This is a genomic window from Frigoribacterium sp. VKM Ac-2530, from assembly GCF_015350835.1.
GTDB lineage: Bacteria > Actinomycetota > Actinomycetes > Actinomycetales > Microbacteriaceae > Frigoribacterium.
Genome location: NZ_JADKSE010000002.1, coordinates 875,513 through 900,437, shown reverse-complemented (window position 1 = coordinate 900,437; position 24,925 = coordinate 875,513). Strand labels below are relative to the sequence as shown.

Annotated in this window: 30 protein-coding genes; 22 read left to right on the top strand and 8 right to left on the bottom strand. The window is 73.7% G+C overall.

Annotated elements, in window-relative coordinates:
- Positions 1-93: 93 nt before the first annotated feature.
- Together ITJ48_RS13200 and ITJ48_RS13195 are read right to left on the bottom strand one after the other, a co-directional pair.
- Entirely contained in the window at positions 94-684 is a 591-nt protein-coding gene (locus ITJ48_RS13200) for a DJ-1/PfpI family protein (RefSeq protein ID WP_194613994.1), read from the bottom strand.
- 111 nt (positions 685-795) lie between these two features.
- A complete protein-coding gene (locus ITJ48_RS13195) occupies positions 796-1,089 on the bottom strand; it encodes a hypothetical protein (RefSeq protein ID WP_194613993.1) in 294 nt (97 codons plus the stop codon).
- A gap of 247 nt (positions 1,090-1,336) precedes the next feature.
- Between ITJ48_RS13195 and flgB the strand changes: the two genes are divergently transcribed.
- From flgB to fliG, 5 genes are read left to right on the top strand one after another with little or no spacing between them, the layout of a single operon-like run.
- On the top strand, positions 1,337-1,699 hold the full coding sequence (gene flgB / locus ITJ48_RS13190; RefSeq protein ID WP_194613992.1) for a flagellar basal body rod protein FlgB: 363 nt from the start codon (positions 1,337-1,339) through the stop codon (positions 1,697-1,699).
- On the top strand, positions 1,696-2,091 hold the full coding sequence (locus ITJ48_RS13185; RefSeq protein WP_043596823.1) for a flagellar basal body rod protein FlgC: 396 nt from the start codon (positions 1,696-1,698) through the stop codon (positions 2,089-2,091). Before flgB ends, ITJ48_RS13185 begins: the two co-directional genes overlap by 4 nt.
- Positions 2,091-2,456, top strand: a complete 366-nt coding sequence (gene fliE / locus ITJ48_RS13180; RefSeq protein WP_194613991.1) for a flagellar hook-basal body complex protein FliE — start codon at positions 2,091-2,093, stop codon at positions 2,454-2,456. The genes ITJ48_RS13185 and fliE overlap by 1 nt, the downstream gene beginning before the upstream one ends.
- Positions 2,456-4,144: a flagellar basal-body MS-ring/collar protein FliF gene (gene fliF, locus ITJ48_RS13175; protein ID WP_194613990.1), complete on the top strand. Its 1,689-nt coding sequence runs from the start codon at positions 2,456-2,458 to the stop codon at positions 4,142-4,144. Before fliE ends, fliF begins: the two co-directional genes overlap by 1 nt.
- A 47-nt stretch (positions 4,145-4,191) precedes the next feature.
- Complete coding sequence (gene fliG, locus ITJ48_RS13170; RefSeq protein ID WP_370544968.1) at positions 4,192-5,229, top strand: flagellar motor switch protein FliG; 1,038 nt, start codon at positions 4,192-4,194, stop codon at positions 5,227-5,229.
- Between the two features lie 446 nt (positions 5,230-5,675).
- Here fliG and ITJ48_RS16740 read toward each other — a convergent pair whose 3' ends face one another.
- Together ITJ48_RS16740 and ITJ48_RS13160 are read right to left on the bottom strand one after the other, a co-directional pair.
- Positions 5,676-6,116 (bottom strand): transcriptional regulator, encoded by a 441-nt coding sequence (locus tag ITJ48_RS16740; RefSeq protein WP_194613988.1) that lies wholly within the window; start codon positions 6,114-6,116, stop codon positions 5,676-5,678.
- Positions 6,113-6,556, bottom strand: coding sequence for a hypothetical protein (locus tag ITJ48_RS13160; protein WP_194613987.1), 444 nt, complete (start codon positions 6,554-6,556; stop codon positions 6,113-6,115). The genes ITJ48_RS16740 and ITJ48_RS13160 overlap by 4 nt, the downstream gene beginning before the upstream one ends.
- A 223-nt stretch (positions 6,557-6,779) precedes the next feature.
- Between ITJ48_RS13160 and ITJ48_RS13155 the strand changes: the two genes are divergently transcribed.
- From ITJ48_RS13155 to ITJ48_RS13115, 9 genes are all read left to right on the top strand, one after another.
- The gene (locus tag ITJ48_RS13155; protein WP_194613986.1) at positions 6,780-7,706 is read left to right on the top strand and encodes a hypothetical protein; all 927 of its coding nucleotides are present in this window, start codon (positions 6,780-6,782) and stop codon (positions 7,704-7,706) included.
- Positions 7,703-9,133: a FliI/YscN family ATPase gene (locus ITJ48_RS13150; protein WP_370544921.1), complete on the top strand. Its 1,431-nt coding sequence runs from the start codon at positions 7,703-7,705 to the stop codon at positions 9,131-9,133. Before ITJ48_RS13155 ends, ITJ48_RS13150 begins: the two co-directional genes overlap by 4 nt.
- A complete protein-coding gene (locus ITJ48_RS13145) occupies positions 9,133-9,648 on the top strand; it encodes a hypothetical protein (RefSeq protein ID WP_194613985.1) in 516 nt (171 codons plus the stop codon). The genes ITJ48_RS13150 and ITJ48_RS13145 overlap by 1 nt, the downstream gene beginning before the upstream one ends.
- The gene (locus ITJ48_RS13140) at positions 9,645-10,439 is read left to right on the top strand and encodes a C40 family peptidase (protein ID WP_370544920.1); all 795 of its coding nucleotides are present in this window, start codon (positions 9,645-9,647) and stop codon (positions 10,437-10,439) included. The genes ITJ48_RS13145 and ITJ48_RS13140 overlap by 4 nt, the downstream gene beginning before the upstream one ends.
- Before the next feature lie 722 nt (positions 10,440-11,161).
- Positions 11,162-12,226, top strand: a complete 1,065-nt coding sequence (locus ITJ48_RS16735) for a flagellar hook-length control protein FliK (RefSeq protein WP_194613983.1) — start codon at positions 11,162-11,164, stop codon at positions 12,224-12,226.
- Between the two features lie 84 nt (positions 12,227-12,310).
- Positions 12,311-12,751, top strand: a complete 441-nt coding sequence (locus ITJ48_RS13130; RefSeq protein ID WP_123547645.1) for a flagellar hook assembly protein FlgD — start codon at positions 12,311-12,313, stop codon at positions 12,749-12,751.
- A gap of 140 nt (positions 12,752-12,891) precedes the next feature.
- Positions 12,892-14,064, top strand: coding sequence for a flagellar hook protein FlgE (locus ITJ48_RS13125; RefSeq protein ID WP_194613982.1), 1,173 nt, complete (start codon positions 12,892-12,894; stop codon positions 14,062-14,064).
- 245 nt (positions 14,065-14,309) lie between these two features.
- Positions 14,310-15,641, top strand: a complete 1,332-nt coding sequence (locus ITJ48_RS13120) for a mannosyltransferase family protein (protein ID WP_194613981.1) — start codon at positions 14,310-14,312, stop codon at positions 15,639-15,641.
- 110 nt (positions 15,642-15,751) lie between these two features.
- Positions 15,752-16,099, top strand: a complete 348-nt coding sequence (locus ITJ48_RS13115) for a hypothetical protein (RefSeq protein ID WP_194613980.1) — start codon at positions 15,752-15,754, stop codon at positions 16,097-16,099.
- A gap of 76 nt (positions 16,100-16,175) precedes the next feature.
- Here the strand turns inward: ITJ48_RS13115 and ITJ48_RS13110 are convergent, their stop codons facing one another.
- The 4 genes from ITJ48_RS13110 to ITJ48_RS13095 all read right to left on the bottom strand — a co-directional run bounded on the left by ITJ48_RS13110 (position 16,176) and on the right by ITJ48_RS13095 (position 18,214).
- A complete protein-coding gene (locus tag ITJ48_RS13110) occupies positions 16,176-16,454 on the bottom strand; it encodes a DUF4190 domain-containing protein (RefSeq protein ID WP_194613979.1) in 279 nt (92 codons plus the stop codon).
- A 122-nt stretch (positions 16,455-16,576) separates the two neighbouring features.
- Positions 16,577-17,467, bottom strand: a complete 891-nt coding sequence (locus ITJ48_RS13105; RefSeq protein WP_370544919.1) for a YitT family protein — start codon at positions 17,465-17,467, stop codon at positions 16,577-16,579.
- Positions 17,468-17,682: 215 nt separating this feature from the next.
- Positions 17,683-17,871, bottom strand: a complete 189-nt coding sequence (locus ITJ48_RS13100; protein WP_194613978.1) for a hypothetical protein — start codon at positions 17,869-17,871, stop codon at positions 17,683-17,685.
- 1 nt (position 17,872) lies between these two features.
- Positions 17,873-18,214 carry a hypothetical protein gene (locus ITJ48_RS13095; protein ID WP_194613977.1) on the bottom strand — a complete coding sequence of 114 codons (342 nt, stop codon included), beginning with the start codon at positions 18,212-18,214 and terminating at the stop codon, positions 17,873-17,875.
- Between the two features lie 436 nt (positions 18,215-18,650).
- Here ITJ48_RS13095 and ITJ48_RS16730 point away from each other — a divergent pair, with 436 nt between their 5' ends.
- The 8 genes from ITJ48_RS16730 to fliQ all read left to right on the top strand — a co-directional run bounded on the left by ITJ48_RS16730 (position 18,651) and on the right by fliQ (position 24,894).
- Positions 18,651-19,118, top strand: coding sequence for a flagellar FlbD family protein (locus tag ITJ48_RS16730; RefSeq protein ID WP_194613976.1), 468 nt, complete (start codon positions 18,651-18,653; stop codon positions 19,116-19,118).
- Positions 19,118-19,942, top strand: a complete 825-nt coding sequence (locus tag ITJ48_RS13085) for a motility protein A (protein WP_194613975.1) — start codon at positions 19,118-19,120, stop codon at positions 19,940-19,942. The genes ITJ48_RS16730 and ITJ48_RS13085 overlap by 1 nt, the downstream gene beginning before the upstream one ends.
- Positions 19,939-20,988 carry a flagellar motor protein MotB gene (locus ITJ48_RS13080; RefSeq protein ID WP_370544918.1) on the top strand — a complete coding sequence of 350 codons (1,050 nt, stop codon included), beginning with the start codon at positions 19,939-19,941 and terminating at the stop codon, positions 20,986-20,988. Before ITJ48_RS13085 ends, ITJ48_RS13080 begins: the two co-directional genes overlap by 4 nt.
- Before the next feature lie 46 nt (positions 20,989-21,034).
- Positions 21,035-21,982 (top strand): flagellar motor switch protein FliM, encoded by a 948-nt coding sequence (locus ITJ48_RS13075; protein WP_370544917.1) that lies wholly within the window; start codon positions 21,035-21,037, stop codon positions 21,980-21,982.
- Positions 21,979-22,716, top strand: coding sequence for a flagellar motor switch protein FliN (gene fliN / locus ITJ48_RS13070; RefSeq protein WP_194613974.1), 738 nt, complete (start codon positions 21,979-21,981; stop codon positions 22,714-22,716). The genes ITJ48_RS13075 and fliN overlap by 4 nt, the downstream gene beginning before the upstream one ends.
- Before the next feature lie 2 nt (positions 22,717-22,718).
- Positions 22,719-23,447: a flagellar biosynthetic protein FliO gene (locus tag ITJ48_RS13065; protein ID WP_194613973.1), complete on the top strand. Its 729-nt coding sequence runs from the start codon at positions 22,719-22,721 to the stop codon at positions 23,445-23,447.
- Positions 23,448-23,758: 311 nt separating this feature from the next.
- On the top strand, positions 23,759-24,619 hold the full coding sequence (gene fliP / locus ITJ48_RS13060) for a flagellar type III secretion system pore protein FliP (RefSeq protein ID WP_228507259.1): 861 nt from the start codon (positions 23,759-23,761) through the stop codon (positions 24,617-24,619).
- A complete protein-coding gene (gene fliQ / locus ITJ48_RS13055) occupies positions 24,619-24,894 on the top strand; it encodes a flagellar biosynthesis protein FliQ (RefSeq protein WP_194613972.1) in 276 nt (91 codons plus the stop codon). Before fliP ends, fliQ begins: the two co-directional genes overlap by 1 nt.
- The last annotated feature ends 31 nt before the right edge of the window (positions 24,895-24,925 follow it).

Below are 24,925 nucleotides of genomic sequence, written 5' to 3'. Positions count from 1 at the left end.
ACGAGTTGCCCCGGACGGTCACCTCTGCGCTCCCGAGACGACCGTTCGGGGCAACTCGATGTCCTCCGGAGTGTGCGGCCGCGGGCGCGGGCGTCACACGGGCGGCTGGGGGACGTACTCGATGCCGCGACGGACCTGCTTGGCTCGCGCCGCGCCTCCGAGGCGCATGACGAGGTGCAGCGCCATGTCGATCCCGGCGCTGACGCCCGCGGACGTGATGACGTCGCCGTCGTCGACGAAGCGCTCGTCCTCGCGCACGTCGATCGTCGGGTCGAGGCTGCCGAGCAGCACGGTCGACCCCCAGTGCGTCGTCGCGGCCCGCCCGGTGAGCAGGCCGGCGGCGGCGTAGACGAGGGCGCCCGTGCAGACGCTCGTCATCAGCGGCACGGTCTCGGCCTGCTGCCGCACCCACTCGAGCCGTTCCTCGTCGTCGAGGTGGGCGCGGGTGCCCTTGCCGCCCGGGTAGATCAGCACGTCGAGCGGCGGCAGGTCGTCGATCGTCGTGTCGGGCAGCACGCGCAGGCCCTTCGCCGCGGTGACCGGCCCGGGGGCGTCGCCGAACGTGATCACCTCCCAGCCGTCGGCGGGGTGCCCCTTCGTCCAGTACGAGAGCACCTCCCAGGGGCCGATCGCGTCGAGCTCCTCGTACTGGTCGAACAGGAAGATGCCGATCGTCTTGGTCATGTGCCCAGTCTCGTCGTCGGGTGACAGGACGCGTGCACCGCCGGCGGCCTGCGGGCCGGGGAGGGGCTCAGGTCGCGAGGGCGAGCCCGGCGACGGACGGCCGCGCGACGGTCACCGGAACCACCAGAGCGACGGCAGCTCGAGGGGCGGCGGCCGCAGGAACGCGATCCACGCGCCGACCGGCCACAGGAGGAGCGGCACGACCACGACCACGACGACGACCGCCGCGACCAGCGCGAGCACGACGAGCCCCACGACGCCGCCGAGCGAGCGGCCCAGCACGTGACGCACCCGGTCGGCGTCGTCCACGTCGCCGTCGACGGTGGCCGGCTCGACCCCGTCGGCGGTGCCGAACAGGCGTCGGGCGTCGTCCAGCCCGTCGGGCCACGCGTCGTCGTCGCTCACGCCCCCAGTGTCGCACCGCGCCCGGCCGTGCCGTCGAGTTGCCCGAGATGGTCGCCTGCCCCACGCCCAGCCGACCATCTCGGGCAACTCGACGCCCGGACGCACCGCGCCCCCACTCCGGGGGCACGCGCCCCGAGCGGCCTTACGCACCCCCGGCCCGCGCCGATAGAGCGCCCTGAGCACGGATCGCTCGACCCCTCGGCCACGGATCGGCCCCCAGACCACACCACACCCCCGGACGGGCACCATGCCGATCGAATCCGTGACCCAGGCGGCGCTGCAGAGCGCGCTGGACGGCCTCTCGCTGCGCCAGAAGACCATCGCCGCCAACATCTCCAACGTGAACACGCCGGGCTACCAGGCCAAGCGCGTGCAGTTCGAGGAGGCGCTCGGCCGGTCCGTCGCCCAGGGCGGCGCCGTGCAGGGGGCCGGCCACGTGCAGGCCACGACGCAGCGCTCGCTCGAGCCGACGCGGCTCGACGGCAACAACGTCAACCTCGACACCGAGACCCTGTCGAACATCGACACCGTGCTCCGGTACCAGTTCGCCACCCAGGCGATGAACGGCGAGCTGACCAGCGTCCGCGCCGCGTTCAGGACGAACGGATGACCGCCTTCGACGCGATCGGCATCGCGAGCACCGGCCTGACCGTGCACCGCAAGTGGCTCGACGCCGTCTCCGACAACATCGCCAACGTCAACACGGTCAAGTCGATGGACGACACCGCGTTCCAGGCCCGCTACGTCGAGGTCCAGGAGGGCGCCGGCACCAGCGGCGTCTTCGTCAAGGCCGACCGCTACGGCAGCGAGGCCGGCCGAGTCACCTACCTGCCCGACCACCCGCTCGCCGACGCCGAGGGATACGTGCGCATGCCCGACATCGACCTGGGGGCCCAGATGGGCGACCTGATCATGGCCCAGCGCGGCTACCAGGCGAACGCCGCCGTGGTCGACCGTGCCAAGACCGCCTACGAGGCCGCTCTCCAGATCGGCCGCGGCTGATGCCGGTCGGTGGGGTCCCCGCGATCGGGGCGGTCGCCCAGTCGGGCTACGCCGACGTGTCCGGCCTGCTGCAGGGCGGCGCGGTCGGGAACGCAGGAGGCGCCTCCTCCGTCACCGGGACGACCGGCGCGGCCAGCGCCTCCGGTGCTGCCTTCGGGTCGAGCATGGTCGGCGCGGTCGAGGGCCTGCAGCAGCTGCAGAGCCAGTCGAAGACGCTCGCCGTGAAGGCCGTCACCGGCGACCTCACCGACATCCACGACGCGACCATCGCGGCCACCCGTGCCCAGGTGACGCTCGAGCTCGTCGCCGCCGTCCGCAACAAGGGCGTCGACGCCTTCACCGAGATCATGAGGATGCAGGCCTGATGCCGACCGCAGTGCAGAACTCCCTCGCCCGGATGCGGGCGACGATGGGCGGCTTCTCCGTCGCCCAGAAGACCATCGCGGTCATCCTGATCGCCGCGCTCGTGCTCGGCACGGTCGCCCTCGTCAGCTGGCTGACGAAGCCGAGCTGGTCTCCGCTCTTCAGCGGCATCGAGCCCGCCGACGCGAGCGCCATCGTCGAGCAGCTCAAGGCCGACGGGGTGCCCTACGAGCTGACCGCGGGCGGCGGCACGATCCTCGTGCCCGAGGAGCATGTCTACCAGGAGCGCCTCACCGCCGCCGCGGCCGGCCTGCCCTCGACCGGCGGCCAGGGCGGCTACTCGCTGCTCGACACCATGGGCGTCACCTCGTCCGAGTTCCAGCAGGACGTCACCTACAAGCGCGCCATCGAGGGCGAGCTCGCCAAGACCATCTCGGCGATGGACGGCGTGAAGACCGCCACGGTGCAGCTCGCGATCCCCGAGGAGTCCGTCTTCGTGGCCGAGCAGAAGGACCCCACCGCGTCCGTCTTCGTCGAGACGCAGGGCGGCGTGACGCTCACCAGCAAGCAGGTGCAGGCGATCGTCAACCTGACCAGCGCCTCCGTCGAGGGCATGGCGACGACCGACGTCGCCGTCACCGACTCGACCGGCGCCGTGCTCTCGCAGGTCGGCACCGGGGCCGTCGGCGGCGCCGGCGACCAGGCCAGCGACTACGAGTCGAAGGTCCAGACCGCCGTGCAGACGATGCTCGACAAGGTCGTCGGCCCCGGCAAGTCGTCGGTGATCGTCGCCGCCGACCTCGACCAGAGCTCGGGCACGAAGGTCACCGAGTCGTTCGCGCAGCCCACCAGCGGCCCCCTCGCCCTCAACGAGTCGAGCACCACCGAGCAGTACGGCGCGGGCTCCGGGGGAGCGGGCGGCACCGGCGCGACCGGCGTGCTCGGCCCCGACAACATCGCCGTGCCGAACGGCACCGGCACGGGCACCGACGCGGCCGGCACCGCGACCGGCGACGACGGCTACGTCAACGAGTCGGCCACCAAGAACAACGCGGTCGACAAGGTCACCGAGACGATGAGCGTGCCCGCAGGAGGCGTCAGCCGGCAGACCGTGTCGGTCGCCCTGGACGCGAACGCGGCCTCCGGCGTCAACATGCAGAGCATCAACGACCTCGTGCGGAACGCCGCGGGCATCGACACGGCGCGCGGCGACGCCGTCGAGGTCGCCCTGGTCGACTTCGACACCGAGGGCGCCGAGGCCGCGAAGGCGGCGCTCGCCGCGGCCGACGCGGCCGCCGCCTCCGAGGCGATGTGGGGCACGATCCGCACCGTCGGCATCGTGGCGCTGATCGTGATCGCGCTCATCGTCGGCCTGATCGTCTTCGCGAAGAAGAACAAGCGGCACGACCGGGAGGACGTCGACCTCGGCGAGCTCGCGGCCGGCAACGCCGCCCAGACCTGGGACGCGACCATGCGGCTCGACCTCGACGACGCGGGCGCCGCCTCCCGCCGTCAGCTGCTCGCCGACGAGGCCGCCACCGTGGCCCTGCCCGTCGCGGCGCCCGAGCCCTCGCCCGAGTACGTGTCGGCCGAGCGCCGCCGTGCCGAGATCGACGCCCTCGCCGAGCGCGACCCCGAGAAGACCGCCGAGCTGCTGCGCGGCCTGATGGACGAGCGGGTCCAGTCGTGAGCGCGACCGCGTCCGCTGCGGACCTGACCCCGACGCAGGCGTTCGGGGTGCCCGCCCCGTTCGGTGCGCCTGCCGCGCGCCAGGCGCTGACGGGGCCGCAGAAGGTCGCGGTCATCCTCATGCAGATGGAGCAGGCCCACGCCGCCGTCGTCATGAAGCAGTTCAGCGAGGAGGAGGCCGAGGAGATCACGGCCGAGATCGTCAAGCTGCGCCGCGTCGACCCTGCCGTGGCCGAGTCGGCCGTGGCCGAGTTCCACGACCTGACCCGCTCGGGCCGCTACCAGCGCCGCGGCGGGCACGACGTCGCCGTCGGCCTGCTCGAGGCGTCGTTCGGCTCGGAGCGCGCCGCCGGCGTCATGGAGCGGCTCGCCTCGAACGCGATGGGCAAGAGCTTCGAGTTCCTCGACGAGGCCGACCCCGGCCAGGTCATCACCCTGCTCGACGGCGAGCTGCCGCAGACCATCGCCCTCGTGCTCGCGCACCTGCGGCCGCAGCAGGCCTCGGCCGTGCTCGCCGGCCTCGACGTCGCCGCCCGCACCGACGTCGCGCAGGCCATCGCCACGATGGGCACGGCGACGCCCGAGGCCGTCGGCATCGTCGCGACCACGCTCAAGGTGCGGGCCGGGGCCGTCGTCGCGCCGCGCGAGCAGGTCGAGGTCGTGGGAGGCATCCAGCCCCTCGTCGAGATCATCAACCGCAGCGACAGCGCCACCGAGCGCGCGCTGCTCGACGGCCTCGACGAGCGCGACCCCGAGCTCGCCGAGGAGGTCCGCTCGCGGATGCTCACCTTCGAGGACATCGTCAAGCTCGAGTCGCGCGACATCCAGCAGGTGCTCCGCGGGATCGACGCCGCCGTGCTCGCGACCGCGATGAAGGGGGCGCTCGCCGCCGTCACCGAGGTCATCCGCGGCAACGTCTCGGAGCGCAACCGCGAGCTGCTCGACGACGAGCTGACGTCGATGGGCCCCGTCCGCAAGTCGCAGGTCGAGGAGGCGCGGGCCGAGGTCGTGCGCGCCATCCGCGAGCTCGAGGCGCTCGGCACGATCACGATCCACCGCGCCGACGAGGACGCCCTCGTCGAGTAGCGCCTGCTGCCGCTGCTGCCCTTGCTTGCTCGGTCCTCCCGTCGGCAAATGCCGACCGGCGAGGCTGCAATACGGGGATATCCGGGTGCGAGAGCGCGAGCCGGGCTCGTTCTGTCGGGTTCTGCGGTGTCGTGCGCTGCGCCGCCCGCGCCTCCTGGGTTCGGGTCGGGAAATGCCGACCGGCGAGGCTGCAACACCGGGATGTCCGGGTGCTGCAGCGCATTCTCAGGGCGTTCTGTCGGGTTCTGCGGCGTCCCACGCTGCTCAGCCCGCGCCTCCTCGGCCCGCGACGAGAACACTCTCGAATTTGAGAGCGATCCGGCACGCAGGGGTCTCGAGCCCAGGAGGCGCGGTCGAGCTGAGCAGGATCTCTCTCGCTGTGCAGACGCCAGGCGGCAGGCCGCAGGCGGCAGGCGGTAGGCGAGGTGCGACGCGAGGCCGCGGCGCTAGCCGGCGGCGATCTCGCGCAGCACTGCGAGGTGCGCGGTCCAGGCGGCGCGCCCCTCCGGCGTCAGCTTGAGCGAGGTGCGCGGCCGCTTGCCGACGAACCCCTTCGACACCGTCACGAACCCCGCGGCCTCGAGCGTGCTGATCTGCTTGCTCAGCGCGGAGTCGGTCACCTGGACGGCGTCCCGCAGGTCCTTGAAGTCGAGCTGGTCGGCCGCCGCGAGCGCCGCGACCATCGAGAACCGCACCGGCTGGTGCAGGGTCTCCGACAGCCGGAGGCGCGGGTGCGGACCGCGGGACGTGCCGTCGGTCCCCGCACCGGCGACGCTCCCCGAGCCCGAGCCCGAGCCCGAGCCCGAGCCCGAGCCCGAACCCGACCCCGCGCCCGAGCTCTTCCCCCTGCCCGAGCCCGAGCCCGGGCCCGCGCCGCTGTCGCTCATCGCTCCGCCTGCCGAGCCTCGTACGTGGCGGCCGCGACGGACACGACCATCAGCGCGGCGGCCATCACGCAGGTGCCGACGACGTCCTCGCCCTGGGACGAGCCGACGACGACCATCGCCACGACGTAGATCGCGAAGATCGCCCCGAGGTAGAGGCCCCAGCGGCGGCCGAAGCCGATCCGGTGCGACCGGAGGAACGCGAGCTGGAACGCCACCACGACCGCGATCCAGATCAGCAGCGCGATCATCGCCACGAAGTAGTTCGTGCCCGTCGTGAGCCCGAGGGCCAGCGTGCCGAGCGAGAGCACGGAGCCGAGCGAGAGCAGCACGGCGACGCCCGGCCAGCCTGCGCGAGCGGTGGCGTGGCGCCCGGTCGAGTCGGCCTCGGCCAACAGCCGGCGGGCCTCGTCCGGCGTGGGGAGCCTGGTCTGGTCGGTCATGGTCTCGTCCTCTCGTCGATGTTCTCCCACCCTAGGAAGTACTTGCCGCTTAAGCAAGTACTTTCCGAATGCAGACGAGAAGCCGCCTCGCGGCACCCTGCCCCCGTTCGGGGCAACGCCTTACGCGCCCCCCGCGACCTGCCGAGAGTCGCCCTTGAGCACGGATCGCTCGACCCCTGGCCACGGATCGGCCGAACCGCCCTCCCCTCTGAACGGCCCGTCGATGCTCGATCCCGCGATCTCCGCCTCGGAGACGATCTCCGCCCCGGAGTCGTTCTCGCGCGTCGTCTACCCCTCGCTCACGGAGGCGCGGTCCGGCTCGACGACGACCGTCCCCGCCCTCGACCCCGGTCACGCCATGATGCGCGGCACCGGCCTCGGCACGGTCGCCGGCCTCGGCGCCGGCGCACACGGCGCCGCCGCCCGCGGCACGTCGCACCTCTCTCCCCACGCCGACCCCGACGCCGCCGCGCGCGCGGCCCGTGCCGAGGCCCGCGGCCACGCCGCCGGCTACGCGGCGGGCCTCCGCGCCGCCGAGGCCGACCTCGCCGCGCGCCGGATCGCGATGGACGCCGAGCACCTCGACTCCGTGACGCGCCTCGAGCGCTCGCTGGCCGCCTCCTTCGCCGCGCTCGACGCGGCCGCCGAGGCCCTGCGGCAGCGGGTCGCACCGGTGCTCGCCGAGTCCGAGGAGGCGCTGGTCCAGACCGCCCTCGACCTCGCCTCGGCCGTGGTCGGCTACGAGGTCGCGGCGTCCGAGCCCGCCGTCGGAGCCGAGAGCCGCCCCGCCGGCGAGCACCCCGCCGACGAGCACCTCGGCACCGGCGAGCACCCCGCCACTGCCGAGCCCCCCGCCCCGCACCCCGCCGCCGCCCCGCACCCCGCCGGCCCCCGTGAGGGCCGCACGGCCCGCGCCGCCGTCGCCCGCGCCCTCGACGGGCTCGACCGCTCGCTGGTCGTCGGAGTGCGCCTGCACCCGGCCGACCTGGCCGCCCTCGGGGACGCGGTCGCCGCCTCCTCGGTGCCGCTCGTCGCCGACGCGCGCCTCGCCCGGGGAGACGCCGAGGTCGACCTGCCCGCCGGCCTCGTCGACGCCCGGCTCGTCACCGCCCTCGCCCGGGCTCGCACCGCTCTGCTGGGGGCCTCGTGACCCTCACCGCACCCGTCCGGACCCGGCTGGCCGCCGCCCGCGCCGCCGCGCGCCCGCAGCGCGTCGGCAGCGTCGTCAGCGCCGTCGGGCTCGGCATCACGGTGCGCGGGCTCGACGCCGCGGTCGGCGACGTGCTCGAGATCGGCGAGCCTGCCCCCGTGCCCGGCGCGCCCTCGACCGTCGCCGCGAGCACGACCGGCACCGGCTCGGCCGCCGCGCAGACCCCCGTCGTCGCGAGCACGACGACCTCCGCCCTCGCCGAGGTCGTCGCGACCACCCCCGACGGTCTCCGCTGCATGCCGCTCGGCCGCCTCACCGGCGTGACGGCCGGCACGCCGGCGCGCTCGACCGGCCGCCCCCTCCTCGTCCCCACCGGCACGGGCCTCTTCGGCCGCGTGCTCGACGGACTCGGCCGTCCGATCGACGGGCGCGGCCCGCTCCGTGCCCCCGACGGCGGCGCCGTCGACCTCGTCCCGCTGCACCACGAGACCCCGTCGGCGATGCACCGTGCCCGGATCGACACCCCCCTGCAGCTCGGCGTCCGCGTGCTCGACACGCTGACGACCGTCGGGCGCGGGCAGCGCGTCGGCCTGTTCGCCGGCTCGGGAGTCGGCAAGTCGTCGCTGCTGTCGATGATCGCCCGCGGCACCGACGCGCAGGTCAGCGTCATCGCCCTCGTCGGTGAGCGAGGCAGGGAGGTGCGCGAGTTCCTCGAGGACGACCTCGGGCCCGAGGGCCTCGCCCGCTCCGTCGTCGTGGTGTCGACCAGCGACGAGCCGGCGCTGATGCGCCTCCGTGCCGCGTTCGTCGCGACCCGCATCGCGGAGTCGTTCCGCGACCAGGGCGCCGACGTCGTCCTGATGATGGACTCCCTGACCCGCGTCGCGATGGCCCAGCGCGAGATCGGGCTGTCGGTCGGCGAGCCGCCCGCCACCCGGGGCTACCCGCCGTCGACGTTCTCCGTGCTCGCCGAGCTGCTTGAGCGAGCCGGGACCGACCGGATCGGCTCCGTCACCGGCCTGTACACGGTGCTCGTCGACGGCGACGACCACAACGAGCCCGTCGCCGACGCGGCCCGCAGCATCCTCGACGGGCACGTCGTGCTCGACCGCAAGCTGGCCGTGACCGGGCACTTCCCGTCGATCGACGCGCTCGGCTCGGTCTCGCGCGTCGCCTCGAAGGTGACCACCGCCGAGCAGCGCGCCGCCGCCACGAGCCTCCGCAAGGTGATGGCCGCGCGCCGCGCCGCGCAGGACCTGCTCGACGTCGGCGCCTACCAGCGGGGCACGAACCCGCTCGTCGACGCGGCGGTCGAGCACCAGGGCTCGATCGACGCGTTCCTGCAGCAGGGCATGGACGAGCGCGCCGACACCGCCGCCTCGTGGGCCGGACTCGCCCAGCTGACCGCTCGACTCGGAGGTGCCTGATGGCCCGTGCCTTCTCCCTCCTCGGCCTCCTCCGGCTGCGCCACGCGCAGCAGGACCAGGCCGCCGGGCACCTCGCCGAGGCGAACGACCGGCTGCGCGACGCGGCCGACCGCCGCCTCGCCGCCAAGCGCACCCTCGACGACGGGCCCGCGCAGGTGACGGACGCGGCCATGCTCAGCGCGATCGCCGCCTCCCGCGCGTCGAGCCGGGCGATGCTCGCCGAGCTCGACGCGGTCGCGGCACGCCGCCGGGCCGAGGCGGACGAGGCGCAGACGGCGTTCGGGGCGGCGCGTCGGGCCGCGATCGGCCTCGAGAAGCTCGAGGCCGCGCACACCGTAGAGGCCGCCGCCGAGGACCTCCGCACCGAGCAGGCCGCCCTCGACGAGATCGCCGGCCAGTCGTGGCGGGTGCGCCAGGCCGAGGCCGCCGCCTCCTCGACTGCTGCTGCTGCCGATCCCGCCGGCACCCCGACCCAGACCCCGACCCAGACCCCGACGCCAGGAGGCGCACCGTGAGCCCCGTGAGCGAGGTCCTGTCCCGGATCGACGACATCAGGACGCAGATCGACCAGCTGCGGAACGGACGCACGCCGTCCGTGCTCGGCACGGCGGCCGCGGCGTCCGCCGGGTCCGGCAGTTCTGCGGCCTCGGCCAGCGCCTTCGCCGACGCGCTCGCCGGCACGAGCGGTGCCGGCGCGACCGGCGCGGCAGGTGCTGCCGGCGGCCTCGCGTCGACCCCCTCCGTGGCGGCCGTCAAGGGCTCCGTCGCGACCGGCAGCGGCGCGACCGGCGCCGACGTCGTCAGCGGCGCGAAGAAGTACCTCGGCGTGCCCTACGTGTTCGGCGGCGAGAGCGCGAGCGGCATGGACTGCTCCGGCCTCGTGCAGACCGTGTTCAAGGAGCTCGGCGTCTCGATGCCGCGTGTCGTGCCCGACCAGGCCCGGATGGGCGCCGAGGTGCCGTCTCTGGCCGAGGCGAAGCCCGGCGACCTGCTCGTCGCCAAGGGCGAGGGCCACATCGTGATCTACCTCGGCGACGGCAAGGTGCTGCATGCGCCCCGTCCCGGCAAGGACGTCCAGATCGTCGACAACTGGTACAAGGACTCCGACCTGTCGACCATCCGCCGCATCGTGCCCGCGACGGGGACCGCGGCCGCGTCCGCCGCTGCGGGCGCCTCCGCGACCTCGCTGGCCTCGCTCGCGTCGTCGCTCGGCGTGACCGGCGCCGGTGCGGCGGGCGGCTCCGGTTCGACCGACCTGATGACCGCCGCGCTCCAGCGCATGATGAGCGGAGGGGCCGCCCGATGAGCGTCCTGCGCACCCTGCCCCCCGTCGTCCCCGGTCCCGCCGACCGGGCTGACGCCTCTTCCGGTCCCGACCGCTCGCCGGGCGGGCGCTCGTCGGCCGGACGTCCCGCGGCGGGGCGTTCGGCCGCGGGCTTCGGCGAGGCGATGTCGTCGGCCGCGCCGCGCGACCAGGCTCCGGCCCACGCGCCGGGCCCGCGTCGCCCGTCGTCGACCGCTCCGACCCCTGCGCCTCACGCGGCAGCCGGCGGGCGTGCGCCCGCGGCCGCTGCGGGCCCGGCCGCTGCGGCTCCGTCTGCGGCGGCAGGTCCGGTCGCGGCCGGGCAGCCGGTCGAGGACGGGGCTGCGGATCCCGTCGGCGATCTCCCTCAGGCAGGGGCGTCCTCGCCGGGAGCGACCTCCCTGCAGGCGGCCCTGGTCGCCGCGTCCCTCGGCTCCTCGCCGTCTCCGGCGGCCGTCTCTCCGGAGGCTGATCCGTCACCTGACGGATCAGCGACCTTGCCCCTCTCCCCGCCCGTCGGCGAGGCTGTCGGCCCTGCTGTCGGCCCGTCCCTGTCCCCGGCGCCGGTCTCGACCCCTGATCCGTCTCGTGACGGATCAGCCGACTCGGCCACGGGCACCGTGATGCCGGGACAGCTCCCTCAGGAGGCGGCACTCGCGCCGGCCGTGTCGGTCACTGATCCGTCCCGTGACGGAACCGCCCTGAGCCCGAGCCTCCCCGGGACGGTGCCCGCCCCGACCGCGGACGGCGGCGACGTGCCCGCGGGCCTCGGGGCCGCTGCGGCCGCGGCTCCGAGCTCGACCTCGACCTCTGCTGCGACCATGACCGCCGTGACGAGCTCCACCGGCGCCGCGGTCGGCGGCTGGCGGCAGGCGGCAGCCTCGGGCACGTCGCCCGCGACACCCGGCCCCGTCGCGGCCGCGTCGCCGTCGGCAGGGGAGAAGGTCCCGACGGCCCCGGCCACGACGGCCGCGGCGCCCTCGACCACCGTCCCGTCCGCCTTCGTGCGCGCCGCCTCCGCGGCCGGTGCAGGCTCGACGACCGGCCCCGGCCCCGGCCCCGGCTCGGCCACCGGTCTCTCGGCCGCCGGCGCCTCGGCGACCGCCGCCGACCGTGCCCTCGTCGCCGACGCGGGCGTCGCGACGACGACGACGACCTCCGCCTCCGCCGTGCCCGTCGCCCCGCCGATGGTCACGGTGCCCGGCGCGGCCGCTCCGGCAGCCGCAGCGGGCGCGACCGCCGTCGCCGCGCCTCCTGCGGCCCCGGCGCCCCTCGGGCAGCAGCTCGCGCGTCCGCTCTTCTCGCTCGCGGCCGCCGGTGCCGGGACGCACGTCGTCACCGTCACCGTGAGCCCCGAGGCCCTCGGCCCGGTCACCGTCCGGGCGCACGTCGGCGCGCACGGCATGCACGTCGAGATGTTCGCCCCGACCGACGCCGGGCGGGAGGCGGTGCGGGCGATCCTGCCCGACCTCCGCCGCGACCTCGGGGGAGCGGGGCTCCAGGCGAGCGTCGACCTCTCGAGCCAGAACCAGCCGTCCGACGACCGCGCCGACCAGCAGCGGCTGCTCGACCAGCGGGCGGCGCAGCAGTCGGCCCAGGAGGCGCGCGACGGTTCCGCACAGCGCGACGCCTCGCAGGCCGCCGGGTCGCGCGACCACGGGGACGGTGCCCGTCGCGACGACCCCGACCCCGATCGCCTCCGGGCCGGCGCCCTCGCGGCCGCCGTCGGTGCGGGCGGGCTGCACCGCGCCTCCTCGTCGCCGACCGTCTCGATCGACGTGCTGGCCTAGCGGCCGCCCCGCACCGCCTGCACCGCCAGCACGACCCCCTCCACAGCTCGCCCCCGTTCCGCCCTCCACAGGAAGACACAGCAGATGCCCTCGATCGACCAGATCTCCGGAACCGTCGACCCGACCGTCATGGCCGCGGCCCAGCAGTCGTCCTCGGCGCGCACGACGAAGACCGCCATGGACGGCGAGATGTTCATGAACCTGCTGGTCACGCAGCTGAAGAACCAGGACCCGTCGTCGCCGATGGACACCAACGCGATGATGGCGCAGACCACGCAGCTCGCGATGATGGAGCAGATCACCAACCAGACGACGACCGCGAACGAGGGCTTCTCGCTGCAGATGCGCACCTCGGCGTCCGCCCTGGTCGGCCGCGAGGTCAGCTACACGGGCCCCGACGGCAAGGCCGTCACCGGCACCGCGACGAGCGTCTCGTTCGCCGAGTCCGTGCCCAAGGTCACCGTCGGCGGGAAGGAGGTCGCGTTGGATCTCATCTCCGGCATCACCGCGACGCCCAAGGCCTAGCGACTCCTCCCGCGCGGCCGGCCGCGCAGCGGCTCGCCGCACAGCACCCCCGCACTTCTCAGCACCGCCCCGGACGCAGGACGCGACCGGTCTCTCCGCGCAGGACGCGCCTCCTCAGCTCCGTCCGAAAGGCAGCTCCCATGCTCCGCTCCCTCTACTCCGGCATCTCCGGCCTCCGGTCGCACCAGACCATGCTCGACGTCACCGGCAACAACATCGCCAACGTCAACACGGCCGGCTTCAAGTCGTCGACCACGCAGTTCCAGGACACCCTGTCGCAGATGACCCAGGGCGCCGGAGGCCCGCAGACCGGCATCGGCGGCACGAACCCCGCGCAGGTCGGCCTCGGCGTGCAGGTCGCGGGCATCTCGACGAACTTCGCGCAGGGCTCGGCCCAGGCGACCGGCAAGGCGACCGACCTGATGATCTCGGGCGACGGCTTCTTCGTCACGCGCCTCGGCAACGACACCGTCTACACGCGTGCCGGAGCCTTCGACTTCGACGCCGACGGCCGTCTCGTCTCGGCCGACGGCAAGATCGTGCAGGGCTACTCGGCCACGAACGGCGTCGTCAACGACGGAGGCGCGGTGGGCGACATCATGCTGCCCCTGAACGGCGCGGCGCCGGCCACCGCCACGACCGGGGCGAACGTCGCCGGCAACCTGCCGTCCGAGACCGCGGTCGGCGAGACCCTGACGCGCGACTCGAAGGTCTACGACGCGTTCGGCACCGAGCGCACGCTGACGCTGTCGTTCACGCGCACCGCGGGCGGCTGGAACGTCACCGGCACCGACGGCGTCGGCGCTCCCGGCAGCACCGCCCTCACCTTCACCGACGGCGCGCAGAACGGCGCCGGTTCGCTGACCGTCGGCGGCATCGCCGTCGACCTGTCGAAGATCACCGGCTTCGCGGCGCTGAACACCGTCGCCGTCACCGACCAGAACGGTCGCGAGGCCGGCACGCTCAAGGGCTTCACCCTCTCGAAGGACGGCACCCTCGTCGGGCAGTTCAGCAACGGCGAGTCGCTCGCCGTCGGCCGCATCGCGCTGGCGACCTTCGCCAACCCGGGCGGCCTCGAGAAGTCCGGCTCGTCGGGCTACCGCGCCACGGCGAACTCGGGCAACGCGGCGCTCGGCGTCCCCGGCTCGCCCGGCGTCGGCTCGCTCTCGAGCGGCACGCTCGAGATGAGCAACGTCGACCTCTCGCAGGAGTTCACGAACCTCATCGTCGCCCAGCGCGGCTTCCAGGCGAACGCCCGCATCATCACCACCTCGGACGAGGTGCTCCAGGAGCTCACGAACCTGAAGCGCTAGCCGCAGCGGCGCAGGAGGCGCGGGCCCGGTCCTCGAGACCGGCCCGCGCCTCCTGCGTCCCCGGCCCGCACCCGCCCGTCCTACGCTCGGACCCGTCCGCACCCCGCGAACCCGCGCACACCCCTCGGCGCGCTCGAGGGTGTGCGCGGGTTCCGAGGGTCCGGACGCCTCGCGCCACCCCGCTCCGCCGCGCGCGCGGGGTACGGCGGCCTGCCCTCCCAGCGCCCGCCGGGTAGACAAGATCGATGACGACGGGGACGGAGGCGCGGCGCGGCACGCAGCCGGAGCCGTCCGCCCCGCGAACCGGCGGCACCGACAGGCCCGGCACCGACAGCCGTGCCGTCGGCGCAGGGTTCGCCGTGCCCCGCCCGGGCCTCGCGACGACACTCGTCCTGCTCGGCGTCTACGCCGCCTCGCGTCTCGTCACGACGCTGTTCCTCGCCGTCGTGCACGCCCTCACGGCGACGGCGACCTGGGCGCAGCACGACGGCGGCCCGGGCTTCGCCGGCTACCTCTCGTCGTGGGACGCCGTCTTCTACCGCGAGATCTCCGAGCGGGGCTACCCCGCCGAGCTGCCGCGGGACGACGACGGCCAGGTCGTCAAGAACGCGTGGGCGTTCATGCCGCTCTTCCCGGCGCTCGTGCGGGTCGTGCGGCCGGTGGTCGGCGGCGACTGGCTGATCGCGGCGATCGTCGTCGCGGTGCTGGCGGGGGCCGGGGCGACGCTGGTGCTCCACCGGCTGATGCTGACGCGGTTCGGTGCCCGCGCCTCCTTCTGGGGTGCGGTCTTCTTCTGCGTCGCGCCGATGTCGTTCGTGCTGCAGGTGCCGTACGCGGAGTCGCTCTTCCTGCTGCTGATGTTCGGGGCGCTGCTCGCGATGACGCTGCGGCGCTGGGCCTGGTTCACGGTCCTCGGCGTGCTCGCCTCGGTCGCGCACCCCGGCAGCCTCGCCCTCTCGGCGGCGCTGGGGCTGACCTGGCTGGTGCGACTCGTCCGTGACCGCCGCGCCACCCGCCGTGACGAGCACGAGCACGACCTCGACCTCGACCTCGACCTCGACCACGACCACGGCCGCACGCCCCTCGCCGAGCACCTCCGCATCTGGGCGGCCGGCCTGGTCGTCACCGCCGCGGGCTTCGCGTGGCCGGTCGTCGTGGCCGTGGTCACGGGCGAGCGCGACGGCTACTTCGCGACGGAGTCGTCGTGGTGGCGTGACTACATCGGATCGGACGGCTTCGTCCCCTTCACGCCGTGGTTCCGCTTCGGCGAGGCGATGGCCGGCTGGCTCGGGGTGGTGGCCGTGGTGCTGCTGCTCGCGGTCGTCGTGCTCGGGCTGGTGCGCCGCTCGCAGCGTCTCGGCCTCGAGCTGCAGACCTACACGATCGGGTGGGTCGCCTACCTGGTCGCCGTGTTCCTGCCGCAGCAGTCGAGCTTCCGCATGCTGATGCCGCTCGCGCCGCTGCTGGGCGACCCGCAGCTGTCGGCCACGAGGAGGCGCGTGGTCGTCACGATCGTCGCCGGCCTCGCGCTCCAGGTCGTCGCGATCGTGCTGCTCTGGACGGCGTGGCCGCCGTAGATCTCGTCCGCGTGACGGAGGTGGCCCTGCTGCGGCGTCCGTAGCCTCGACGCAACGCCCGCGTCGCCCCCGTCGGCAGGGCCCGCCACGAGCAGGACAGGAGCCCCCGCATGACCTTCGTCAGCAACAGCGTCCGCGGCGTCGCCGCAGCCCTCCGGGGTCTCTTCACGGTCGTCGGTGCCGCGCTGGCAGGGGCGGCCGTCATGGTGGTGGTCCTGCTCGGGGCCGTGGCCGTCACCCTCACGACGGGCACCGCCGTGCACCTGCCCGGCGTCCTGCAGACGTGGCCCGGCACCGAGAACGGCGCGCCGGCGGTGCTGTTCGAGCCCGACGGCGTCGGGACGGGGGCGGCGGTTCTCCTCGTGGCCCTCGTCCTCGTCCTGGCCAGCTCGCTGTGGAGCCGGCGATCGCGCGCCCGCACCTCCGCCTCCGCCCGCGCCGGTGCCTCCTCGACCTGACGACACCCGCAGACGCGAAGGAGGCGCGGTGCCCGTCGAACGGGCACCGCGCCTCCTGCAGGAGATCCGGTTCGGATCAGTAGGTCGTGCCGACCTGCGCCATGCCAGCCGAGAAGACCGAGATGCTCGCGATGACGCCGACCACCATGAAGACGATGCTGAGGATGACGCCGGCCAGCGCCAGGCCGCGGCCGCGCTCGCCCGTCTTCTTGATCTGCGAGAGCGCGATGATGCTGACGACGAGGCCGGCGAGGGCGAAGACGAACGCCAGGATGAACCCGACGATCGCGAGGACGTTGTAGCGGCCAGCCGTGCCGGGGGCCGTGGTGGCGGGGGTGTTCTGGTCGTACGTCATGGTCGTGACTCCTCTAGAGCGGGGTGGCCTCGACGATCGTCGGCCCGACGCCCAAGGTAGAGACTTTCTCGAATCTGTGTCCACCCTGAGAGCGGTTCACCCTCAGATCACCCCCGAAGTGGTCACGTGCGACCGAGGTACCGCCCCTGCTTGTGGTTGAGGGCGAGCACGAGGTTGAGCACCACGGCGCCCGCAGCCGAGAGCAGCACGATCCAGGGCGAGACGACGGTGAGCGAGAACAGGATGATGACGACGTCGACCGCCATCTGCACGTAGCCCGCTCGCCAGCCGAGCTTCTCCTGCAGCACGAGCGCGAGGATGTTGATGCCGCCGAGACTCGCCCCGTGGCGGAACAGGATCAGCAGGCCCACCCCGACGAGCAGGTTGCCGCCGAGCGTGCCGTAGACCGGGTCCACGGTCTCGATGTGGAACACGGCGGGGTGGAGGTACGACATCGCCGACACCATCGCGACGGTGAGCACCGTCCGCAGGGTGAACGCGATCCCCTTCTTCCACACCGCGAGCGCGAAGAACGGCACGTTCACCAGCATGAACAGCGCCCCGAACGACAGCGGCCCGGCGTAGTCGAGCAGCAGCGCGATGCCGGCGGTGCCGCCCGAGACGGCCCCGCTCGCCTTGAGCAGGAACAGCCCGAAGGAGGCGATGAAGACTCCCGTCACGACCCCCATCACGTTCTCGACCAGGCTGTGCCGGTTGGCGTCGGCGGTCGCGGCGGTCTCGGTCAGGGCCGGGTCGTCGACCAGCGGGGTCGCCGTGTCGGGCGACAGGGCGGCGTCCGGCCCGGTCGCCTCGGGCGTCGAGTAGACGGGCGTCGAGCCGGTCGGCGTCGAGCCGGTCGGCGTCGAGCCGGTCGAGCTTGTCGGCGTCGAGCCGACCGTGGGTGCGCCGGCGGGCGAGGCAGAGGCGGGGGCAGAGGAGGCGGAGGTGGGGGAGGAGGGCCGGGCGACAGGGGTGGCGTCGCGCGTGCCGTCGTTCGCGGGGGTGTCGGTCACCGCAGCATCTTGCCAGCCCGGTGTTGCGCGCATGTGTCGCCCGCCGCCTCCTGCGTCCCGTCCCGCTCGTCCCTCCCGCCTCGAACCTGCCCCGGGCCGCTCGAGTGGTCAGCTCTGGTCCGTCAACGCGCCATGAACGACAGGAACTGACCACTCGTCGACCCGCGGCGGACACCCCGTGAGCGACACCCTCCGCCGAGGGTCAGACGACCCGTCTACGGCTCGTCTCGTCGTCTCGTCCCCGGGCCGAAGAGGACGCCCTTGGCGATCAGGAGGGAGGCGACGGCCGCGGCGACGAACAGCACGGCTCCGCGGGCGACCGGGTGCCCCGCCAGGGCGACCTGGGCGCCGAGGGCGGCCCCGACGAAGATGCAGAGAACGATGATGCTCGCTGTCGTCCGCACGTCAGGCGATGAGTCCGCCGACGCAGCCGAGCACGCCCGCGACGACGACCCGGTACATGAGTGCTCGGGCTGGTTCGCGGGCGAGACGCTGGCCGGCGATGACGCCCGCGACCGAGATGCCAGCGCCCTTGACGCACCGGATCTCTGCGGCGGTGGGCTTGCGGTTCGTGGCGATCTTGGCGAAGCAGTCCGCCCTGCCCCGAGCTGTGGCCGCGGTCGCACAGATCTGGGCGCCCGTGTCGAGGCGCGGCTGGATCGTGGCCGCCGAGGCTGCCCCGGCCGAGAGCGGCAGGAGCCCGATCACGAGGGCCGTGGTGACTGCGATGGTCGTGAGCTTCTTCATGTTCTTCCTTCCGGTAGCCCCTGCGGCGCGACCAACATTCCACACATGGAAGAGGAATACAAGAACGACTTGTCTGCACGGCGGCAGCCTCGGGACCCTGCTGCTCGAGAGCGGCGAGGTCGATCCTGCGCACCTCGCCCTCGCCGTCGAGGAGGCGCAGGGCCTCGGCCACTTCATCCGATCCGTCGTCGGGATGACTCGCGTTCCGACGTGAAAGCGACGAGGCGACGTGGGGCCCCGCGTCGCCTTGTCGTTTTCGCGTCGGCTAGCGCTCCGGGCGGCGACGACGCGCCGACAGCCGAAGAGGCGACACCCCACGCCGACACGCGCCTAACGCCGACCCGACCCCTGCCGATAGTCCCCCCTGAGCAGCTCAGGACGAGCAGCTCGCCCGCCCCACGGACGGTGGCGGGAGACACAGACCTAGGACGGGCCGATGATCGTCGTCACGCGACTCAACGACAGCAGATTCGCTGTCAACCCAGACCTGATCGAGCGCATCCACGAGACGCCCGACACGACGCTGATCATGGTCGACGGGGCGAAGTACATCGTCACCGAGCCGATGGCCGTGGTGATCGAGATGATCGCCCGCTACCGTGCCCGAATCGTCTCGCTCGCCTACGACACGCCCGACCTCGCCGCCCCCGCGACGCAGTCGCTCGGCAGCCGCACGTCGACCGGCCCGCAGCTCGGCATCGTCCGCGGCTCCCGCGGCGAAGGAGGCGGCGGCCTCGTCTCCGCCCTCCGCCCGGCCGCGCAGGCCCCCGCGGCCACGGCCCCCGCGAGCAGCAGCGCGGCCCTCGCGAGCAGCAGCGCGGCCCCCGCGAGCAGCAGCGCGGCCCCCGCGAGCAGCGCGACCACCAGCACCACCACCGCGCCCGCACCGACCGGAGCCCGCTGATGGATCCGGCGACGATCATCGGCATCCTGCTCGCGTTCGGCGCGCTGTTCGGGATGATCAAGCTCGAGGGCGTCCACGTCGAGGGCCTGTTGCTGCCCGCGCCGATGCTGCTCGTCTTCGGCGCCACGATCGCGGTCGGCATCGCCGGCACGACGATCAAGGACGCGATGCTGAGCTTCAAGAAGATCCCGCACGCCTTCACGGGCAAGGTGATCCCGCCGCAGTCGGTCATCGACGACATCGTGGCGCTCGCCGAGAAGGCGCGCAGCGAGGGCCTGCTCTCGCTCGAGGCGGAGGCCGAGAAGGTCGAGGACCCCTTCATGAAGGGCGCCCTGCAGAACATCGCCGACGGCACGGACGGCGAGGAGCTGCGGATCCTGCTCGAGGACGAGATGGAGTCGCGTCTCGCCGCCGACCGCACGGCGAGCAAGTTCTTCAACAGCCTGGGCGGCTACGCCCCGACCGTCGGCATCATCGGCACGGTGGTCAGCCTGACCCACGTGCTCGAGAACCTCGCCTCGCCCGACGAGCTCGGCCCGCTGATCGCGGCGGCGTTCGTGGCGACCCTCTGGGGCCTGCTCAGCGCGAACTTCCTCTGGCTGCCGTTCGCCGGTCGCCTGAAGAAGCTGGCCGACCTCGACGAGGCGCGCATGACGCTGCTGATCGAGGGCGTGCTGGCCGTCCAGGCCGGGAGCCAGCCGCGCCTCCTCGGCGAGCGCCTCAAGGCCATGGTGCCGGTGCACTCGCTCGAGGCCGGCGCAGGCAAGGCCGGCAAGGCCGCCAAGGCGAAGGCCGGCGCCGACGACCAGGGCCTCGCAGCGTGAGCGGCGCGCGCGGCGGCCGCAAGAAGAAGGGGCACGCCGAGGAGGAGCACCCCGACGAGCGCTGGCTGGCCTCGTACATGGACATGGTCACCGTGCTGATGTGCATGTTCATCGTGCTGTTCGCGATGTCGAGCGTCGACCAGGACAAGTACATCGCCCTGCGCAACTCGCTCGCGACCGGCTTCGGCCAGACCGACGTCGGCAAGGTCGACACGGCCTCGGGCACCGTCGTCGCGGTCGACGACGTGACGGCGGAGGGCCAGGGCTACTCCACCGGCGACGAGACCGACGTGAGCAAGGCGTCGGCGAGCGGCACGGCCGGCACCGCCGAGGAGCTCGCGCAGGCGCAGGCCGAGCTCGACGACCTGACCGCCATCAAGGAGGCGATCGCCGCGGGCCTCGCCAGCTCCGGCCTCACCGCCGACGTGCAGTTCTCCACCGACGCGCGCGGCCTCACGGTGCGCCTGGTCGGCTCGGAGACGTTCTTCGGCACGAACAGCGCCGACCTCAGCGACACCGCCCGTCGTGTGATGGACGCGATCGCGCCCGTCCTCCGCGGCGCCGGCCACGACGTGTCGATCGAGGGGCACGCCGACCAGCGCAGCTCGACCGCCCCCTACGCGACCAACTGGGAGCTGTCCTCCGCCCGGGCCACGCAGGTGCTGCGCGACCTGGTCGAGCGGGGCGGTCTCCCCGTCGAGCACGCCCAGGCCGTCGGGTTCGGCTCGTCGCGCCCCCTCTCGACCGGCGGCACCGAGGCCGACTTCGCCACGAACCGGAGGGTCGACATCGTCGTCCTGTCGAACCAGTCCGACGACGTGAGCGCGCTGCTGCCCCAGCTGCAGGCGGCGGCCGAGGGCGCAGGAGGCGCGGTGACCGCCGGCAGGAACGCCGCGGCCGAGAGCCCGCCCGCCGTCGAGGACGCCGCCGCGACCACGACGACCACGGAGAAGAAGACCGAGAAGACCGAGAAGAAGACCGAGAAGAAGTCGGAGAAGGAGTCCGAGGACGCCCACGCCGAGGGGGCCCAGTCCGGGGGTCACTGACCACGAGCGCCTAACGACGAGGAGGCGCGGGCCGAGAGTGCCGGTCGTGACGCTCCTCGAGACCCTGCCCCCGGGCACGCCCGCACCGGCCCCGGCCGTCGCTGCGCCGCGCCCGCCGAAGCAGGTCGAGATCTACGACTTCCGTCGTCCGACGACGCTGCCCCGTGAGCACTCGCGGGCCCTCGAGCTCGCCTTCGAGACGTTCGCCCGGCAGTGGGGCACGCAGCTCACCGCCAAGGTCCGCGTGCTGTCGCAGGTCACCTGCGAGCAGCTGCAGGTCCTCACCTACGACGAGTTCGCCGCCTCGCTGCCCGCGACGACCGCGATGGTGCTGTGCGGCATCGAGGGCACGACCCCCAAGGCCGTCATCCAGTTCCCCACCTCCGCGGCCCTCAGCTGGGTCAGCCACATGCTCGGCGGCACCCGCCCGGCGCAGGTGCCCGAGCGCACCTTCACGCCGATCGAGCAGGCCCTCGTGCGCCGCCTCATGGAGGACGCCCTCGATGACCTCCGCTACTCCTTCGGCAACCTGCTCGTCGCCCAGATCGTCGTCGGCGGCTTCCAGTACAACTCGCAGTTCGCCCAGGCGGCGCAGAAGTCCGACCTGATGATCGTCGCCTCCTTCGACATCCGGGTCGGCGAGCGCAGCGCGGCCGGCACCGTCGCGATCCCCGCCGAGGTGCTGCTGCCCCAGCTCGGCGAGTCCGAGTCCGCGGTCGACCCGGCGGAGGTGCGCCGCCTGCTGGGGGGCCAGCTCGCCTCGGTGCCGGTCGACGTGGCGCTCCGGCTCGCCCCCGCGGCCGTGCTGCCGAGCGTCGTGCTCGACCTCGCCGTCGGCGACGTGCTGCCCCTGCCGCACCCGCAGTCGCGCCCGCTGGCGATCACGGTCGACGGCCAGGTCGTCGGCCGCGCCGCCGTCGGCTCCGCCGGCTCGCGCCTCGCGGGCATCGTCGTCTCCACCTCCCTCACCGGCACCGAAGAAGGAACCTCATGACCGGCACGACCATCACCCTGCACACCGCCGCGGCGGAGGCGCTCGTCGCGCAGCTGCCGACGCCCGTGCCGCTGCGGGCCGTGCCCGTCGACGCCGCGACCGCCCAGGCTCGCCGCAGCACCGCCTCCTCGGCCGTCGTCACCTCGTTCGTCGGCTCGCTCTCGGCCGACACCGCGCTGCTGCTCGCCGACATGGACCAGGTCGCCGCGGCCGCGGGCACCGACTCGCCCCTCGTCTCGGTCGTCGACGTGCTCCGTCCGGCCCTCGAGGCCGCGACCTCCGTCCTCGGCGCCGGCGTGCTCGGCGACAGCCGGCTCGAGTCCGCCGACGCGTTGTTCGCCGACCACTCCACCGTCGTGTTCGACCTGACCGCCGCGGGCGAGACGGTCGGCTGGTTCGCCGTGCGGCTCCGTGAGGACGGCACCGTCGGCCTCGTCTCGTCGAGCTCGCCCGCCTCCTCCGTCCCCGCTGCGCCGCTCGGCGCCGGCAACCTCGGCCGCATCAACAACGTCGAGATGGCGCTCACCGTCGAGATCGGCCGCACCCGCATGTCGGTCCGCGACGTGCTCGGCCTCGAGCCCGGCGCCGTCGTCGAGCTCGACCGCTCGGCCGGCGCCCCCGCCGACGTGCTGCTCAACGGCCGCCTGATCGCGCACGGCGAGGTCGTCGTCGTCGACCAGGACTACGCGATCCGCATCACCCGCATCCTCGACGTCGCCGACGGCGTCGCCTGATCGTGGACACGCTCTTCGTCGCGCTGCGCGTCGCCCTCTCGCTGGGCGTCGTGCTCGCCCTGCTGTGGGTGCTGCAGAAGCGCCTCGCGAAGGGCGGGCTCCGCGGGGGCCGTGCCTCGGCTCCCGTCTCGATCGTCGCCCGTCAGGGCATCGGCGCCAAGGCCAGCGTCGTCGTGGTCGACGTCGAGGGCGAGCGCCTCGTGCTGGGCGTGACCGAGTCGTCGATCACCGTGCTGGCCGCGGCCGACGCGCCCGCCTCCGTCGTCGCGCTCTCGTCCGCGCAGCCGTCCGAGGCGCCCCGGTCGCTCGTCGCGCCTGCCGTGCCCGGCGTCGACGCCCCGCAGGAGGCCCGGGTCACCCCGATCGTCCCCCTCGCGTCGGTCGCCCCCGCGCCGGCCCCCGCGACCCCGAGCTTCGACGCCGTACTCGCCGCCGACTCCGTCCTCGCCGCACACCCCGCCCGAGTCGCCCCGAACGGTCGCCTCGACGCGGCCGAGGCAGCGTCCTCGGGCAACTCGATCGCCGTGCCCGCGGGCGCGGCGATGCTGCGGCCGCGCGGGGCCGAGCGTCGCGCCGCGACGCGCGGCTCGCGCAGCACCGGCAGCGCCGACGCGCGCGACCCGCGCGAGCGCGCCCGCGGCCGCGCCGCGAAGCCGCTCGAGGGCTCGATCCTCGCCCCCGACACCTGGCGGCAGGCGGCCGCCGCCGTCCGCGCCGGTCGAGCCGGATGAGCGCGTCCGCCGCGCACCGGGCGAACCCGACCTCCGCGCACCGCGGGACCGCCGCGCACCGCGCGCCCGCAGCCTCCGCGTCCCGCGCGACCCGCGCCTCCTTCGCTCCCGCGTTCGTGCCGGCCTTCGCCACCGCGCTGCGGCAGCGCGTCCGCCCGACCCTCCGCGACGGCCTCCGCGGCGCCCCGCTGCGGCACGCCCGCCTCGGCGCCCCCGCCGTGGGCGCCGCGCCCGTCCGCTTCGCCGACACCCGCCTCGCCCGCGCGGTCGTCGTCGCCCTTCTCGCCCTGGTCGTCGCGTCCGGGCTCGTCATGCTGATCGGCCAGCAGGCCTCCGCCGCGCCAGTCGCCCCCACGTCCCCGACCGCTCCGGCTCAGCCGGGCACCGGCACCGGCAGCACGGGAGGAACCGGCAGCACCGACGGCTCGACCGGCACCGGCACCGGCGAGACCCCCGACTTCACCGAGTCCGACCAGACCGTCACCGACGGCACGGGCACCGGCGGGCTGAACATCGACATCAACGGCCCCGACGGCGCCCCCAGCCAGGCCATCGTCACCCTGCTCGGCATCACGCTGCTCAGCGTCGCGCCGGCCCTGCTGCTGATGATGACGTCGTTCACGAAGATCTTCGTCGTGCTCGCGATGACGCGGAACGCGCTCGCGCTGCCGTCGATCCCGCCGAACCAGGTGCTCGCGGGCCTCGCCCTGTTCCTGAGCCTGTTCATCATGGCGCCGATCCTCGGGCACATCAACGACGACGCCGTGCAGCCCTACCTGAACGGCCAGCTCGACTTCCAGGGCGCGATCGACGCCGGCGCGGCGCCGCTCCGCGAGTTCATGCTGGCGCACACCCGCGAGGAGGACCTCGCGCTGATGACCCGCTCCGCCGACCAGCCGAACCCCGCCAGCCAGGCCGACGTGCCGATGCTGACGCTCATCCCGTCGTTCATGATCAGCGAGCTCCGTGCCGCGTTCATCATCGGGTTCGTCATCTTCATCCCGTTCCTCGTCATCGACCTCGTCGTCAGCGCCGCGCTGATGTCGATGGGCATGATGATGCTGCCGCCGGTGATGATCTCGCTGCCGTTCAAGATCCTGCTGTTCGTGCTCGTCGACGGCTGGGGGCTCATCATCACGAGCCTCATCGAGAGCTACCAGGTGAGTGCCTGATGGACTCCAACGCCGTCCTCGACCTGTCCCTGCAGGCCCTCGTCATCACGGGCAAGCTCGCCGCGCCCGTGCTGATCACCTCGCTCGTCGTCGGCTTCGTGATCTCGCTGCTGCAGTCGATCACGCAGATCCAGGAGGTGACCCTCGCGTTCGTGCCCAAGGCCGTCGCGGTCGGGATCGCCCTGATCGTCTGCGGCCACTGGATGATCAGCGAGATGGTCTCGTTCACGACCATGGTCTTCGACCGCATCCCCCAGCTCCTGAGCGGGGGCTAGGCCGCAGTGTCGATCGACCTCAGCTGGCTCG